The sequence below is a fragment of the Aeribacillus sp. FSL M8-0235 genome (genome assembly GCF_038000355.1).
Classification (GTDB): Bacteria; Bacillota; Bacilli; order Bacillales; family Aeribacillaceae; genus Aeribacillus; species Aeribacillus composti.
Map to the genome: position 1 here is coordinate 1961589 of NZ_JBBOBW010000001.1, position 15635 is coordinate 1977223.

A 15635-nucleotide genomic window follows, 5' to 3' on the forward strand; every position below is an offset into this window, starting at 1 on the left:
AAGTAAATATCAATGATGTTATCAATTATTATAAGAAATGCTTATTTCACTAAAAAATTTAAATATTTTCAGTATAATTTTTCTTGCTAATGAAAACGTTCGTATAAGAGAAAAAATAGTGAAAAACGACGGAAGCTCCGCCGCTTTCAAGTCTCATCCAAATTCACTTCCTGCACAATTCGATCTAAATCGCGCTTGTACTGTTCTAAATGCTTTCTCTGCGTTTCCGATGCAACTTCCAATGCATTTTGAATTTGTTCATACGCCTCATTAATTTCCTGGCGAAGATGCTTTAGCTGATGTCCATAATCAGAACTGTTTTTCGTTAGATTGACATGTACTTTATGAACTTCCACCATTCCTTGTTGCACTGCATCAAATGCTTGTTTTTTATTTTTATGGTACGGCAAATATAGCACTCCTTTCGTTTTTTTATCTTCTATAGTGTTTTTTTCAAGAAATCAATTTATTCTAAAATGAATGAATGATTTCAAAATCATTCAAACTAAACGACGAAAGATAACAATGCTATTCTTTACTATTAAATATTAAGGAGCGATGTATATGGCAAAAGATCAAGTACAAAATGATCAAAAACAAAACGTTCAAAATCGGAAGGGACAGCCAGAGCCGTTATCTGGATCGAAAAAAATAAAAAATCGAAATCATAGCCGCCAAAAACATAACTCGGAGCATGATTTATAAAAAAATGGGGATGTTTAATTGAAATGTCCCCAAGTAGACAGCGGAAATAATAAAAATGCTTTAAGCGGCTTGAGCTCTACATTCTAATGGGCTTAAGCCGTTTAATTTTTTTGATAACGTTCGTTATTATAAAACTGAATATTCCTTAATGGTCTGTTGTAACGCTTCAAACGTTTCATATCCCTCTTTCACATTATAAGGTTCGCCAAAAAGATTCCATTGGGCCGTTATCAATGCAACGTCCAACTCTTGTCATACTATGGCTTTTAAGCATATCATAAGTCTTTCTTCAGCTTATAGACGTCCCCTTTCATCTTATAGAAATGTTGAAATGATGTTTATGTTTTCAATGAGAATTTGACTTTCTGGACAGCCGCAGTTTTGAATTTATACACGTCTTTTCTACATATTATGTCTTGCGGAAATCCTTCGTTTATGGTTTTTCTTTAACGACGAATTTTTAAGTTATATCTATTTTTCATTTAGAACAATGTTTTTGTTAATAATAAAAAGTTGATGACAAATGATTGAAATGAAAGTGGAATCTATCATAAAATATAGTAAGGTGAAAATGGAAGCTTTTTTTCAGCAAATGACAGATATTGATAATATAAAATTTTTAAGTCTGGAGGCTGTCATGAACGGGCGTTTATATGAAATGTTAATTTATCCTTCCAAATCAGGCGATATTAAAATCAGTATTTACCGTGATGCAGTTGAATACCAAGTTTTCGCGGAAATTAATGACTGCTTTTCTGTCGGCCGTCATAAAAAGAAATTAGAAGCTGTGAGACGTGCTGTAAAAGAATTGATAGATGCATATGAGTCGATTAATCCTTAACGGTTTTCATCAACTTCGCCGAAGTGCACGAATTAATGGAAATGTTAAGGCGATGGGGGTGATTTCATGCTTGAAGGCTGGTTTTTATGGTTTATTCTCATATGGGTTGTGTTTCTTATAACTATGTTATCGATTGGCGGCTTCTTCATGTTTCGCAAATTTTTGAAACGGCTGCCGAAAGAAGACGGAAAATCTGAACTTGATTGGGAAGAGTATTATATTCAACAGACTCGGCATTTATGGTCAGAGGAACAAAAGGCGTTGTTAGAAGAATTGGTTGCACCGGTTCCAGAGCTTTTCCGCGATGTTGCCAGACAAAAAATCGCAGCAAAAATCGGTCAACTGGCATTAGAAGAAAAAGCTCCATCTATTACGCAAGATTTAGTCATTCGAGGCTATATTATCGCAACTCCAAAACGGGACCATAAATTTTTAATTAAAAGACTAAAAGAAAAAAATATCGACTATTCCAAATATGAAGCACTCTTTTAAACAAAAACATAAGCCTTTCGGGGATTTGTCCCGAAAGGCTTATTTATATAGAATAAACGGTAACCTGCTTTAAACAGCCGGCAGCTATATGTATTTTTTTACGTTCCGTTCAGTTGATTTTTCAGTTTTTTATACGAAATGAACATCGCAATTCTCCAAGGAACAATCATTCCAAAAGCCAGCAGCCAGAACATACCGCTTAATTCGCCAACATCGATAGACGCGCTTAAATAAGATTTTAGCAGAATTCGTACAACTAACAGACCAATCAAAATGTAAACAAAAGCTTTTGACCTTTTTAAATAGATTTCTTCTCCCCGAACTTCAAAAGTAGAGGTTTTTATTAAAAAAATCGAAAAAATCAGCCCGACTGTCAACGCCTCCAAAATTTCCATCGGCGTTATGCGGAATTGCGGAAATAAATACATAAGGGCTCCAGTGCTCATAAAGATCGGAGGCAAAATAATTTTTTTCGCTGTCGCCGGCTTTTTAGCAGCCTTTGTTCTGATCATAATTACGACAATGCCCATTAATACAGCCGTAATAGAAGACCAAATGACCATGCAGAACCATCCTTTTATTTTCAGCTTCTTTCTTTAATAATATTATAGAAAAAAAAGCAAAATGAAAAGGCTAATTCATAACTCTTTTGATGGCTTCCATCACACGATCTTCATCAAAAGGCTTTGTAATAAAATCGAGTGCTCCTGCTTCTATCGCTTCGATAACCATTTTTTGCTGTCCCATTGCCGAACATATAATGATTTTCGCATCCGGAAATTCCTGTTTAATTTTTGTAATAGCCTCAATGCCGTTCATTTTCGGCATTGTGATATCTGTGATTAATACATCTGGTTGTAATTGTTTGTATAATTGTACCGCTTCGATGCCGTTTTCCCCTTCTGCAACAACCTCAATACTATGCTTTTTCAAAATGTCCTTTAATGTTTCCCTTAAAAATTTCGCATCGTCAACGATCAATGCTTTCAAATTAATTCCACCTCAATTATCCTCGCAAACTAAATCCTTTGATATTATACTACTTTCTGTCACAAAAAAGTACCGAGAGGTTTAAAATATTGTCAAAAATCTCGTTTTTCTCTTAAATGACTAAAAATTAAAACCCGGTTGGTAAAAATATAAGAATTTTGTTCATCCAATTAATAATTTTAGTCATCCAATCAAAAAACAGCAGAATTCCCATGAAAATCATGAATATGCCTCCAATTTTCATGATTTTCACATTATGTTTTTTGATCCAATTCATCCGCCCGATGAAGAATGATAAAATAAAGAACGGTACTGCAAAGCCTAGCACATATGCTGTCATATACAGAACTCCAGAACTAGGATTGGTTGCCGCTAAACCGATTACTACCATAAGAATTGGGCCCGTACAGGGAGTCCATCCAGCTGCAAACGCCATACCAATCAGAACAGATCCAAGAAATCCGGCTGGACGATTTTTGAATTCAATCCTTCTTTCCTTCATTAAAACATCAGGTTGAAAAACACCGAGAATAACGAGTCCAAAAAAGATAATGAGGATCGCTCCTATTTGTCTTATCAGATCTTGATAGTTCAAGAAAAAGTTTCCAATCAAGGATGTGCCGAATCCCATTGCGATAAAAATGGCAGAAAAACCAACTAAAAAAAAGAAAGTATGTAATAAGCTTCTTTTTTGCAGCATAGCGTTTTCAGTTTTCAACTCATTAACCGATACCCCAGTTATATACGATAAAAAAGCAGGATATAAAGGCAAGCTGCACGGAGAAATAAACGATAAAAAACCTGCTCCAAATGCTAAAAACACATTAATTTCCGACATTTTGCTGCTCCTTCCAAAAGATTTACCTCCATCCATTCTAACAGATCATTGAATAAATGTTTAAAAGAACGTTTGACATTTTCCGCACATTATTACAATGAACCTTCTCCCGCCATGAATGACTATTTTTACAACTTCTTACAACGAAAAAAGAATTAATCTTACCTTGAGAAAGGAAAGACTAATTCTTACTTCACAATTCCGTTATAAAACAACGCATATATTAAATAGTATAGATAAAAATTACATGATGTCAAAAAATATGATTGGTCATCATGAACTAATTTAATGAAAAATCATTCAATAATGCCTGAAACGAAATTATTTTAATTGATTTTGCATCGCTTTCATCATTTGATTGATTTTCTTCTGGGACGGTTTCATTCCCATTTGCATCATCATCATTTTCAACATTTGTTCGTTAATAGGTGGATTTTTCTTCAAATAATTCATCATATACTTTCGAGCGATAAAAAAGCCTAGCGCTACGCCGGCAAGTAATGCCAGAACAGCGATTAATATCGCCAGCCAAAGTTCCATCTTATTTCCTCCTTCATGTTGTCTATCATACAGTGTACTAAACCATATGACATTATACAATATTTCATTAGCAAATTTCCTCAACTTTAGACAAATTTTCTTTCTTTAATTGGACTCAGCCACCCGTATCGTTCATTTGTAAAATCCATGGCAAAAAAATAAGGATCAAATTTTCCCAATATATCAAAAAACAATAACTCACCGTCAAAGCTGCCGGTACAAATCATTTCAATATACCGTTCCTTTAAAACCATAGTAGCTTGTCCTTTTTGATTTTCCATTTGGATGGCGTGAATCGATGATACCTTTTGATAATGGTTTCGGTGAGACAAGAATGACTGAAGCAGCAAATCTATTTCTGAAATGGGAATGGCTCTTGAAATATAATTGACTTGCCTTTCCAATTGTTCAAAAATAGGATGCGTTTTCCTTGTCCAAAAAAATTCTTGATATAACTGAAAAATTTTCGATTCCCTATGATAAAAATGCTCAGCAAATTCCTTTTTTATCAAATACAAATAAAAGTGCCTCATGCGCTCACCTCATTGTTACATTCCTTTTTTGCTATTATAAAGCAAGGAATGTAAAAGGTTTGTCTTATGGTGGCGGATAGAGGCACTAATTTTGGCGATTATTTCCGAACTAATTCTTTTACTTTTTCGACAACATTTTCAACAGTAAAACCGTACTCGCTTATAATTTTTTCCCCAGGTGCAGATGCTCCAAACTTGTCGATAGCTAAGATTTCACCTTCAGATCCGACATAGCGCTCCCAGCCAAGCGAAGATGCCATTTCGATCGCAAGACGCTTCGTTACGCTGCTAGGAAGAACTGATTCTTTATAATCTTTTGATTGCTTTTCAAAACGGTCCCATGACGGCATGCTGACGACTTGCACATCAATTCCATCAGATGCAAGAATTTGTTGAGCTTTAATAGCTAATGCTACTTCTGAACCTGATGCAAGTAGAAGAGCATCCGGTTGATCCGATTTCGCCGGTGAAATGACATAAGCGCCTTTTGCAACACCTTCTTCAGCATTTTCTTTCGTACCTTTAATAGTTTCTAAATTTTGGCGCGTTAATACTAATGCAGTCGGTGTTGATTTAGATTCCAGCGCAGCCTTCCACGCAGCTCTTGTTTCATTTCCATCAGCTGGACGAATGACAGAAAGATTCGGCATTGCTCTCAAAGAAGCTAATTGTTCAATCGGCTCATGTGTTGGTCCGTCTTCTCCAACCGCTATGCTGTCATGAGTGAACACGTAAGTTACAGGGAGATTCATTAATGCTGCTAAACGAATCGCTGGCCGCAAATAGTCAGAGAAAACAAAGAACGTTCCGCCAAAAACACGTAAACCTCCATGCAGAGCCATACCGTTCAATGCTGCTCCCATGGCAAACTCTCTGACACCAAACCAAATGTTTCGTCCGCTGTAATCTTCCGCAGAAAAGTCTCCTGAACCTTTTATTGTCGTTTTGTTTGATCCAGCTAAGTCTGCAGATCCCCCAAAGAAATAAGGAACTTTTTCAGCTATTGCATTTAATACTTCTCCAGAAGAAGAACGGGTTGCAACGCTTTTTCCTTCTTCATAAAAAGGTAAAGATTGATCCCAATTTTCTGGCAATTCACCATTGATTGCTGCCTTTAACTCTTTTGCAAGTTCAGGATATTCTTTCTCATACTTTTCAAACAAATTATTCCATTCAATTTCTTTCTGCTTTCCACGTTCTTTTACATTTTTCTCAAAATGCTCATAAACTTCTGCTGGAACATAGAAATCTTCTTCAAATGTCCATGCATAGGCTTCTTTTGTCAATTTTGTCTCTTCTGGACCTAACGGCGAACCATGAACGGAAGAAGTGCCTGCTTTATTCGGCGAACCATATCCGATTGTTGTTTTTACTTCAATTAATGTCGGTCGTTGTTCATCCAATTTGGCTTCTTCAATGGCTTTCGAAATCTCTTCAATGTTGTTGCCGTCCTCAACGCGCAGCACTTGCCAGCCCATAGATTTAAAGCGCTCTTCTACATTTTCTGAGAATGATTTATTTAAATCCCCATCTAGGGAAATATCATTCGAATCATAAAGAACAATTAATCGTCCAAGCTTCAAGTGACCAGCTAAGGAAGCTGCTTCAGAGGAAATCCCTTCCATTAAGTCACCGTCACCGCATATGACGTATGTGTAATGATCAACAATATTGTATCCTTCTTTATTGTATGTAGCTGCTAAATGACGTTCTGCCATCGCCATTCCAACGGCCATTGCTATTCCTTGGCCTAATGGTCCAGTTGTTGCGTCAACGCCAGGTGTATGTCCGTATTCAGGATGTCCAGGTGTTTTGCTTCCCCATTGACGAAACGACTTAATATCATCCATGGAAAGATCATAACCCGATAAATGAAGCAAGCTGTAAAGCAGCATCGACCCATGTCCGGCAGATAAAACAAAGCGATCTCGATTAAACCAATTAGGGTTTTCAGGGTTAATGTTCATAAATTTCGTCCACAGCGCATAAGCCATTGGTGCGGCGCCCATTGGCATTCCAGGATGTCCGGAATTCGCCTTTTCAATCGCGTCAATGGATAATGTTCGAATCGTCATGATGGATAAATCTTGAATGGAATGAGTCACCATTATCATCCTCTCATCTGTATTTTCAGTTTATAATCTTATCTTTATTGTTGCAATAAGGCAACACCCATCCGTTAATGCAGCCTTTTATTTTTAAATTTTTTCAATTTTTCCGGTGTAACATCATTACCTTTCGGATCAATCACTGTAACATTTTTTAAGGTGTTTTGAAAATCCCGACGAAACGACTCTAAATATTCCTGCCTTAATTGCTGCTGCACTAGCTTTTCCACTTGCGTCAATCCTTCTGACTTAGACTTTTTAGATAGTTCATTAATACGGTTAAGTTTTTCTTTTGAAATCATAAGCTGAACCCCTTGTATATTTTTGCCGCGCTCTTTTATCATACTAAATGCAACCACTAATGACAACAATTATTGCTATGATTCGCCTTTTTCTGACAAAAATTGTTGATATCTGCGATGAACAGTAGCTTTTGAAACATCATAGCCGAATCCTCTTAATGTTGCCGCTATTTCTGAAAATGTCAGGCCGTTTTTCCGCAATCGGTCAATCTCCTCGATCGGAACTTCTTTTCGCTCTCTTTTATAGGAAGAATTTCTATTCTTTAAATTTTTTTCAGGCCTGTACCCATTTTGTATAGCTCTCAACATTCCCCGCTTTATTTTCAAATTATGAATTTTTCGTTGATATTCTTCCACAATTCCTATAATTTCAAGCACCATCGTGTCTGATTCAGACAGTTCCATCTCCCCGCGATGGGCAGCGGTGAAAATTTTCACGCCTTGTTTCAAAATGGAATGGACAATGGCGATTTTGGCATTTCCTCTGCCAATTCTTGTTTCATCCTGTATTAATACCGCTTCAATTTCTTTCTCCTCAATCAATTCCAGCAGTTGAAAAACCCCTTCACGATCAACATCATACCCGCTCGCTTTTTCTTCTATCACTTCAACAACTTCCATACCGTTTTCAGCTGCGAGCTTTAACAGCTCGTCTTTTTGTCTTTTCAAAGATGTTTCCTGCTCTGCCTTTTCAGTGCTGACTCTTGCATAAACGACTGCTCTCATGTTAAATGCTCCTTGCGGTTATTCTTTGTTTGCCAAATATTCAGCATTGTAGTATTTATTTTTTTCAATCGGAATGACGATTGTTTCCCCCGGTTTTACAACAAGGCTTTGGAGATTGTTTCGCTCCTGAACCCATTTTACAAACTCTGAATGAGACATATTGTCATATTCTTTATATTCATCAGCGATTTTCCACAAACTGTCCCCTTCCTTCACTTGAACCTCCATATAATGATCGAGCTCTTCCCTTTCTCCAGTATACGAAATCGCCAAAACTGCCGCCATGATGACAAGGAAAAAAGAAACGATGTAAGACCATGATAATTTATCCATTTAGAACCGCCCCCTGAAACAGAATATTTGTTCGGTTTTTTGTTTTTAAGTATAAAAGGGAACACATGTTTCTGTCAAGCAAATATTCGAACTTACGTTTGCTTTTTTGGAAAAATCATGCTATAATCGACACAAATTGATATGACTGAGGTGCTTGACATGTCAACAAAATTATCTAAGAGACAACAAGATATTTTGAACTTCATTAAGGAGGAAGTAAAAAAGAAAGGATACCCTCCCTCTGTAAGAGAAATCGGCGAAGCGGTCGGTCTTGCCTCCAGTTCAACTGTTCACGGGCATTTAGCAAAGCTTGAGAGCAAAGGACTGATTAGAAGAGACCCCACAAAGCCGAGAGCCATTGAAATTTTGGACGATGATGGCAACCACCTTCTAACAAACAATGTGATCAACGTGCCGGTCATCGGAAAAGTGACGGCTGGTATTCCGATCACTGCCGTTGAAAACATCGAAGAATATTTTCCGCTTCCGAATCATATTGCGTCAGGTGATGATCAACTTTTCATGCTTGAAGTAGTCGGAGAAAGCATGATCGAAGCAGGCATTCTGGACGGAGATTTAGTTATTGTCAGACAGCAGCAAACAGCCAATAACGGCGACATCGTTGTCGCGCTCACAGACGACAATGAAGCGACCGTAAAAAGGTTTTTCAAAGAAAAAGACTTTATACGGCTTCAGCCGGAAAACCCAACAATGGAACCGATTATTTTAAAAAATGTGACAATACTCGGAAAAGTGATCGGGCTATACCGTTCCATACACTGAATATTCGATGTCTCAAAACAGGTGAGGCATCCTTTTTCTTTTTATAAAATTTTCAACATTCCCTCTCTTAGCGATGTTAAATTTTTAAAAATGTTTTCTAATCAATATGTATGCAGACAAGCTAGATTCAATGAAACAAATTTCAGGCGCCTTCTCCGCGCCTGCATGCAAAGCTATTATGCAACAATTCTCAACAGTCATTGTTTTTTGATTTATTTTGTTGTAGAATTTTTTATTGTAGATTTCGCTTCCTTAGTCAGTGCCGGGATGATTTACTGAATTGTTTGAATTCTTCTAACTGCTTAAATTTTAGGTATAGGAGAGGTGCTATGAATCAATTACTTATGAAACAAAGTGAACTGGAAAATGCAAAGCAATATGTCAATGAAGTATTTCAATCCGTGCAAGAAAAAAATCCGAATGAGCCTGAGTTTCTTCAAGCTGTAAAAGAAATATTTGACTCGCTTGTGCCTGTATTTGCTCAACATCCTACATATATAAAACACGGAATACTTGAAAGAATTGTTGAGCCGGAAAGATTGATCATTTTTCGCGTTCCATGGGTGGATGACGAAGGAAAAGTGCGTGTAAACCGCGGATTTAGAGTGCAATATAATAGTGCAATTGGGCCATATAAAGGAGGCTTGCGCTTTCACCCGACCGTCAACGCCAGCATTATTAAATTTTTAGGATTTGAACAAATCTTCAAAAATTCATTGACTGGGCAGCCGATCGGCGGAGGAAAAGGCGGATCTGATTTTGATCCGAAAGGTAAATCAGATGGGGAAATTATGAGATTTACACAAAGCTTTATGACAGAGCTTTACAAACATATTGGACCAGATATTGACGTTCCTGCCGGTGATATTGGAGTTGGCGCAAGAGAGATCGGATACTTGTTTGGCCAATATAAAAGAATACGCGGCGGATTTGAAGCTGGGGTGTTAACCGGAAAAGGCATTGGTTACGGCGGAAGCCTAGCGAGAACCGAAGCGACAGGGTATGGAACTGTTTATTTTGTTGAAGAAATGCTTAAAGACCATGGATTAAGCTTCAAAGGAAGCACAGTTGTTGTCTCTGGTTCTGGGAACGTTGCCATATATGCGATTGAAAAAGCAACACAATTAGGTGCAAAAGTTGTCGCATGCAGCGACTCTGATGGCTACATTTTTGATAAAAATGGAATTAATCTTGAAACGGTTAGAAGGTTAAAAGAAGTTGAAAGAAAAAGAATTAAAGAATATGTAAATGAACATCCTCATGCAGAATATTATGAAGGCTGTTCCGGAATTTGGTCCATTCCGTGCGATATTGCCCTCCCATGCGCTACTCAAAATGAAATCGATAAAAAAGCAGCTGAACTCCTTGTTTCCAACGGACTCAAAGCTGTTGGAGAAGGCGCCAACATGCCGTCTACATTAGAAGCGATCGACGTGTTTTTATCAAACAATATTCTTTTTGGACCTGCAAAAGCTGCTAACGCAGGCGGAGTTGCTGTTTCAGCATTAGAAATGGCTCAAAACAGCGCAAGATTATCTTGGAGCTTTGAAGATGTCGACGCAAAATTACGTGATATCATGAAGAACATTTACCGAAATTGCGTCAACGCTGCAAATGAATACGGCTGCTCCGGAAATCTTGTCGTCGGCGCTAACATTGCAGGATTTAAAAAAGTCGCTGATGCAATGGTAGAACAAGGAGTCATTTAAAAGATAGAAAAATGGTCATTTCCATCATTTATTCTTTATAGTGAGTAAACATATATGATAATCGCTAAAGCTTTACCTACCCTGCTTTGGCGATTCATCATGCTCACTATAATACCCCATCTTAACTTGAGTGAATAGAAATTGACATCACACCGATCCAAATTCACTCTTCTTTATTTCCACGATTGGATCAAATTTTTCCCTATCAGTGTATCCCATTCAATGAGAGAATTGAAGTTTTATGTCAGATTATCTTACATATTTTTTTACGCTGATGCCTGGATTGATTATCTCTCTTGCTTTTTAAATAAAAAAGACAGATTGCACTGATGTTTGTTTTTCTGCTTCTTCTCTTCTTTACTCTCAATATTTTGTATCATCAAGTATAAAATTTATAGAAACAAAGTAACTGCTATTAAAATTGATTTTTCCAATTAAAGCATTTTATTATTGATATGGTTGCTCCTTCTATCCAGTGCCAATAACCTTCAGCACAAATACTTGTTCATCTAAAAAACACCGAATACGGCTGCCCATCCTCCAATGAAACGGCGGTATTTTCACTGACTGACTTTGGATAAGACGATTCGTTGACGATGTACTACCGACTTTACATGCATCACGTAAAAATGCTAAACTGAACGCAGACAAAATCGACATGCGCCCTAACCGAAAATACAGATCTTTTGCAACGCAAACATATTTCTGGAAGTCATTCGGGGGGGGAACAAAATGATTTATCATTTAGCAGGAAAACTTGCAATATTGATCATTAAAATTTTTAGTTTGCTAGAAGTCAAAGGCAAGCAGCATATTCCGGCAGACCATCGTTTTATTGTTACATGCTCTCATCGCAGCTGGGTAGATGTAGTCTTGCTCGCCGCAGCACTTTTTCCAATTCATGTCCATTATATGGCCAAAAAAGAATTGTTTCAGAACACGCTCATAGGTTGGTTTTTGAAAAAGATGCATGCTTTTCCAGTTAATCGTGAAAATCCTGGACCGAGCGCACTAAAAATTCCTTTGAAACTGTTAAAAGAAAATAAAGTTGTTGGAATTTTCCCGAGCGGCACAAGAACAGACGAGGAAGTTCCTTTAAAAAGAGGCGCGGTTACAATTGCGATGAAAGCCGGCGTTCCCATATTGCCTGCAACCTATCATGGTCCAAAAAGTTTAAAAGATTTTTTTGCCGGGAAAAAAGCTGTCGTTGCATTTGGCGAACCAATCTATTTAGAGAAAAATGCAAATCAAATTGATGATGCGCTTCAACAGCTTGAACATAAGCTGAAAGCTCTTGAAAAAAGCATAAACGACTAAACATTGACGTTTCTGATCAGCTTGTCATTTTTAGACAAACTGATCAGAAAGCTAAAGGCGAAGTAAAGTTCTGATATTTTCATTTATCGATCTAGTTCGATCCACTTATTTGTCTTCAAAGGCGGTTTGTACGCACGAAGTTTATCTATTAATATAGAGGGATTGTCTGCAAAAATCATAAACTGTTTATGCGTTTCAGGCATGAAGCCTCCCTCTACCGCATTCTCAATCATCTGTTTTACCGGCGTGTAATAGTCATCGATATTTAACAACGCCACAGGCTTTTCATGAATCCCAAGCTGCCCCCAGCTAACCGCTTCAAATATTTCCTCAAAAGTACCATAGCCTCCGGGAAGAGCAATGAACGCATCTGAAAGCTCTCCCATTTTTGCTTTCCGCTCATGCATATCATTGACTTCATAAAGCTGAGTGAGATGCTTGTGGACAACCTCTCCTTGAAATAAATTCGTCGGCATAACGCCCAATACGGTGCCTCCTAACTCTAATACGGTGTTTGCAATCACTCCCATCAGACCAATGCTGGAGCCTCCATATACGAGCTCAAGCCTGTTTTTTACCAATTCTTCTCCCAGTTTGATAGCTGCTTCTTTATACTTAGGATTTGTTCCCGGATTCGATCCTGCAAAAACACAAACACGTCTCATATTACCACTCCTGCTTCTTCTCTAAACGTTCTGACGAATGAGAAAGTCCTATTAAAAGCTGTGAATGGGATATTTCCATCACAGCTTTTTTACAAAATTATTGAAAAATCTGACTGATTTTCTCTATTTCTTCCTTTGTTAACTGGACATCTAACGTTTTTAAATTGTCAAGTACCTGTTCCGGCTTCTTCGCACCAGGGATGATCGCATCGATGGAATCGACCGTTAAATACCATGCTAGCACAACGTGAGCAATTTCAGCATTTTTCGCTTCTGCGATTGGACGCAATTGCTCGACTTTTTCGAGATTACGCGCAAATGCTTCCCCTTGAAACAAAGGATTTTGTGCACGTGAATCATTGAACTTCTCATCTTTCGAATATTTTCCGCTTAATAGACCTGAGGCAAGTGGAAAATATGGTATAAACGATATTCCATTTTCCGCCGTGTAAGGAAGCAAATCTTTTTCTGCTTGTCGTTTAAATAAGTTATATTCGGACTGAATTACATCGACATACCCATCTTTGTTCGCTTCTTTTAATTGTTCGAGCGAGAAATTCGATACACCGATCGCACGAATTTTCCCTTCATCCTTAAGCTTCTTCAATTCACCGACAGCTTCATCCTTCGGTGTCGTTTCGTCCGGAAAATGAATGTAATATAAATCTATGTAATCCGTTTTTAAGCGTTTCAGGCTGCCCTCGACCGACTCGCGAAGGAAATCGGGAGAGTTATCAAGAACAACTTTTCCGTCTACAAATTTGTGAGCACCTTTAGTAGCAATGACTACTTCATCACGACGGCCAAACTCCTTGACGACTTCACCGATAATTTCTTCCGAACGCTCAGGACCGTAATAAAATGCCGTATCCAAAAAATTTATTCCATGATCCAAAGCTGTACGAACGATTTCTTTCCCAGTTTCATCGTCAAGGTTTGGAAAAATGTTGTGCCCGCCAACAGCATTTGTTCCAAGCCCGATTGGGTTCACATATATATCGGTCTTGCCTAATCTAGTCTTTTTTGTCACAATATTTCAACTCCTTTCATTAACATTATAACAAATTCTATCAGAAAAATCAGTTTTTTAACTAATAAGCTATTAAATATTATTATGGCTTTATAAATGAAATTATGAAAGGATTCTTTTATTCATTTTCAAGCAGCAGTTGCTCGACTGTTTATTGTTTGTTCCATTATGTTCAAATTCTTGAAGTTGTCTAAAGCACCATAAAAATATCTTAAGAGATTGCTGCCTGCTGCAATAACAAAATAAAGAGGCTCCCAAAAGTAGGGTTAACTGACTTTTGGGAGCATTATTTTTTAGACTTATCGGACATACAATTTTTTCAATCTTTTTTATATCCTTCAGAAGTCTTATGAAGGACTTTTCTTTTGCTCTCTTTCTTCATTAGGTTCTTCAAAAGTTTTATGACGGACATTCAGCACATACAATCGCTTCTTGTTGGACTTCATTGCCTCTATAAAGAACATTTATAAATTTTATTTCATTATGTTTGTCCTTCACAGTTGTATTTCTCAAAATCTTTCATTTTAGCAACTCGTCGGACAGCCCCACTGTTTGCTTGAAAGCAATTCCGTCCTTTACTTTCAATCTTTTTATTTAGAACGATATTCTTTTTTTCGGCAATTATATCAATTAATTAAAACAGAATAAAGCATTACTGAAAAATTGCAAATTAATGCCTCTGTCAAAACATTTATTTTGCGAATACTTATCTTGATTTCATAAAATCCACCGAACGCTCACGATTTTCTATTGTAAATCTTGTGGAATTCGGCAGCTCTGTTAATATATTTGATGCACAAGGTTCAAAGTTGATAAACATTTTTTCAAATATAAGAACTCCCGCACTTTGACGAAACTTTTTGCATTACGGATCATTTTTGATCCGCTTTGCGTGGAATTAAGCAGCTCTTTTGATATATGATGTACGAGCCTTGAGAATGACAAACATTTACAAATGGAAGAGCACGCCCAATTTCCTTCCGCATTTTGTTATAAACATTTTGGAATGACGGCCAATTGATTGCTGGCAACATTTTGATCCAATTTACTTGCTTTTATTGGTATCTTTCACAGCTTATTTTTGATAAAGCTGCCGGTACCAATTGGATGCTGCCTGAACTTCTGATAAAGTCAGCTCATGTCCTCCGTTTTCCCAATGCAAGTGCACATTTGCGTTGTTATTTTCTAAAAATGTTTTAAGCTCTATTGATTCTTCAGGAGAGCAAATTTGATCACGCTTTCCAGCTGCAATAAAAACGTTTTTTCCTGAAAGATCCGGCAGATCCATCCCTCTTCTCGGCACCATCGGGTGATGCAAGATGGCTCCATTTAGCGCATCCCGAAAATGGAATAAAAGGCTGGCTGCTATATTTGCTCCGTTGGAATAACCGATTGCGATTACAGAATTTCGATCAAATCGATATGTTTGTGCTGCTTCATCTAAAAAAGAGTTTAATTCCTTTGTACGGAAAACAAGATCTTCTTCATCAAAAACTCCTTCGGCAAGTCTTTTAAAAAAACGCGGCATTCCATTTTCAATTACATTTCCGCGCACAGCTAAAATCGATGCTTCTGGATCAATAATTTCTGCAATGGGAAGAAGATCAAACTCATTTCCGCCGGTTCCATGCAGCAATAGGAGAGTCGGTTTTGCCGGATTGCTTCCTTTTTGAAAAATATGTTTCATCGTTTTTTCTCCTTCTCAGCGTTTATTAAGCATTAC

The 15635-nt window shown here is 37.4% G+C and carries 19 protein-coding genes; 6 read left to right on the forward strand and 13 right to left on the reverse strand.

What is annotated here, in order from left to right:
• Positions 1-146 precede the first annotated feature (146 nt).
• On the reverse strand, positions 147-410 hold the full coding sequence (locus NSQ71_RS09445) for a hypothetical protein (protein ID WP_063387693.1): 264 nt from the start codon (positions 408-410) through the stop codon (positions 147-149).
• Positions 411-564: 154 nt separating this feature from the next.
• On the opposite strand from NSQ71_RS09445, the gene NSQ71_RS09450 reads away from it, so the two are divergent.
• The 3 genes from NSQ71_RS09450 to NSQ71_RS09460 all read left to right on the forward strand — a co-directional run bounded on the left by NSQ71_RS09450 (position 565) and on the right by NSQ71_RS09460 (position 2038).
• Complete coding sequence (locus tag NSQ71_RS09450; RefSeq protein WP_063387694.1) at positions 565-705, forward strand: small acid-soluble spore protein P; 141 nt, start codon at positions 565-567, stop codon at positions 703-705.
• 523 nt (positions 706-1228) lie between these two features.
• Positions 1229-1546, forward strand: a complete 318-nt coding sequence (locus NSQ71_RS09455) for a hypothetical protein (protein ID WP_063387695.1) — start codon at positions 1229-1231, stop codon at positions 1544-1546.
• Positions 1547-1612: 66 nt separating this feature from the next.
• A complete protein-coding gene (locus NSQ71_RS09460) occupies positions 1613-2038 on the forward strand; it encodes a DUF2621 domain-containing protein (RefSeq protein ID WP_063387696.1) in 426 nt (141 codons plus the stop codon).
• A 98-nt stretch (positions 2039-2136) separates the two neighbouring features.
• Here NSQ71_RS09460 and NSQ71_RS09465 read toward each other — a convergent pair whose 3' ends face one another.
• The 9 genes from NSQ71_RS09465 to yneA form a co-directional block, all read right to left on the reverse strand.
• Positions 2137-2601 (reverse strand): CcdC family protein, encoded by a 465-nt coding sequence (locus NSQ71_RS09465; RefSeq protein ID WP_063387697.1) that lies wholly within the window; start codon positions 2599-2601, stop codon positions 2137-2139.
• A gap of 70 nt (positions 2602-2671) precedes the next feature.
• Entirely contained in the window at positions 2672-3028 is a 357-nt protein-coding gene (locus NSQ71_RS09470; RefSeq protein WP_063387698.1) for a response regulator, read from the reverse strand.
• Positions 3029-3155: 127 nt separating this feature from the next.
• Positions 3156-3866: a cytochrome c biogenesis CcdA family protein gene (locus tag NSQ71_RS09475; protein ID WP_066251214.1), complete on the reverse strand. Its 711-nt coding sequence runs from the start codon at positions 3864-3866 to the stop codon at positions 3156-3158.
• 321 nt (positions 3867-4187) lie between these two features.
• The gene (locus NSQ71_RS09480; protein ID WP_063388294.1) at positions 4188-4406 is read right to left on the reverse strand and encodes a YneF family protein; all 219 of its coding nucleotides are present in this window, start codon (positions 4404-4406) and stop codon (positions 4188-4190) included.
• An 86-nt stretch (positions 4407-4492) separates the two neighbouring features.
• On the reverse strand, positions 4493-4939 hold the full coding sequence (gene sirA / locus NSQ71_RS09485) for a sporulation inhibitor of replication protein SirA (protein WP_063388295.1): 447 nt from the start codon (positions 4937-4939) through the stop codon (positions 4493-4495).
• Positions 4940-5037: 98 nt separating this feature from the next.
• Positions 5038-7047 (reverse strand): transketolase, encoded by a 2010-nt coding sequence (tkt, locus tag NSQ71_RS09490; RefSeq protein ID WP_063388296.1) that lies wholly within the window; start codon positions 7045-7047, stop codon positions 5038-5040.
• A 71-nt stretch (positions 7048-7118) separates the two neighbouring features.
• Positions 7119-7349, reverse strand: coding sequence for a DUF896 domain-containing protein (locus tag NSQ71_RS09495; RefSeq protein WP_340733804.1), 231 nt, complete (start codon positions 7347-7349; stop codon positions 7119-7121).
• 75 nt (positions 7350-7424) lie between these two features.
• The gene (locus NSQ71_RS09500; RefSeq protein ID WP_339196272.1) at positions 7425-8075 is read right to left on the reverse strand and encodes a YneB family resolvase-like protein; all 651 of its coding nucleotides are present in this window, start codon (positions 8073-8075) and stop codon (positions 7425-7427) included.
• 18 nt (positions 8076-8093) lie between these two features.
• On the reverse strand, positions 8094-8408 hold the full coding sequence (gene yneA, locus NSQ71_RS09505; RefSeq protein ID WP_339196274.1) for a cell division suppressor protein YneA: 315 nt from the start codon (positions 8406-8408) through the stop codon (positions 8094-8096).
• 159 nt (positions 8409-8567) lie between these two features.
• Between yneA and lexA the strand changes: the two genes are divergently transcribed.
• The 3 genes from lexA (at position 8568) to NSQ71_RS09520 (ending at position 12217) form a co-directional block, all read left to right on the forward strand.
• Positions 8568-9191, forward strand: coding sequence for a transcriptional repressor LexA (lexA, locus tag NSQ71_RS09510; RefSeq protein ID WP_094245872.1), 624 nt, complete (start codon positions 8568-8570; stop codon positions 9189-9191).
• Positions 9192-9520: 329 nt separating this feature from the next.
• Positions 9521-10900 (forward strand): NADP-specific glutamate dehydrogenase, encoded by a 1380-nt coding sequence (gene gdhA / locus NSQ71_RS09515; RefSeq protein ID WP_094245873.1) that lies wholly within the window; start codon positions 9521-9523, stop codon positions 10898-10900.
• Between the two features lie 732 nt (positions 10901-11632).
• Entirely contained in the window at positions 11633-12217 is a 585-nt protein-coding gene (locus tag NSQ71_RS09520) for a lysophospholipid acyltransferase family protein (RefSeq protein ID WP_066251223.1), read from the forward strand.
• Positions 12218-12300: 83 nt separating this feature from the next.
• Here the strand turns inward: NSQ71_RS09520 and NSQ71_RS09525 are convergent, their stop codons facing one another.
• The 3 genes from NSQ71_RS09525 to NSQ71_RS09535 form a co-directional block, all read right to left on the reverse strand.
• Positions 12301-12882 carry an LOG family protein gene (locus tag NSQ71_RS09525; protein ID WP_066251226.1) on the reverse strand — a complete coding sequence of 194 codons (582 nt, stop codon included), beginning with the start codon at positions 12880-12882 and terminating at the stop codon, positions 12301-12303.
• A gap of 97 nt (positions 12883-12979) precedes the next feature.
• Positions 12980-13912: an aldo/keto reductase gene (locus NSQ71_RS09530; protein WP_094245876.1), complete on the reverse strand. Its 933-nt coding sequence runs from the start codon at positions 13910-13912 to the stop codon at positions 12980-12982.
• 1075 nt (positions 13913-14987) lie between these two features.
• A complete protein-coding gene (locus tag NSQ71_RS09535; RefSeq protein ID WP_094245877.1) occupies positions 14988-15599 on the reverse strand; it encodes an alpha/beta hydrolase in 612 nt (203 codons plus the stop codon).
• Between the last annotated feature and the right edge of the window lie 36 nt (positions 15600-15635).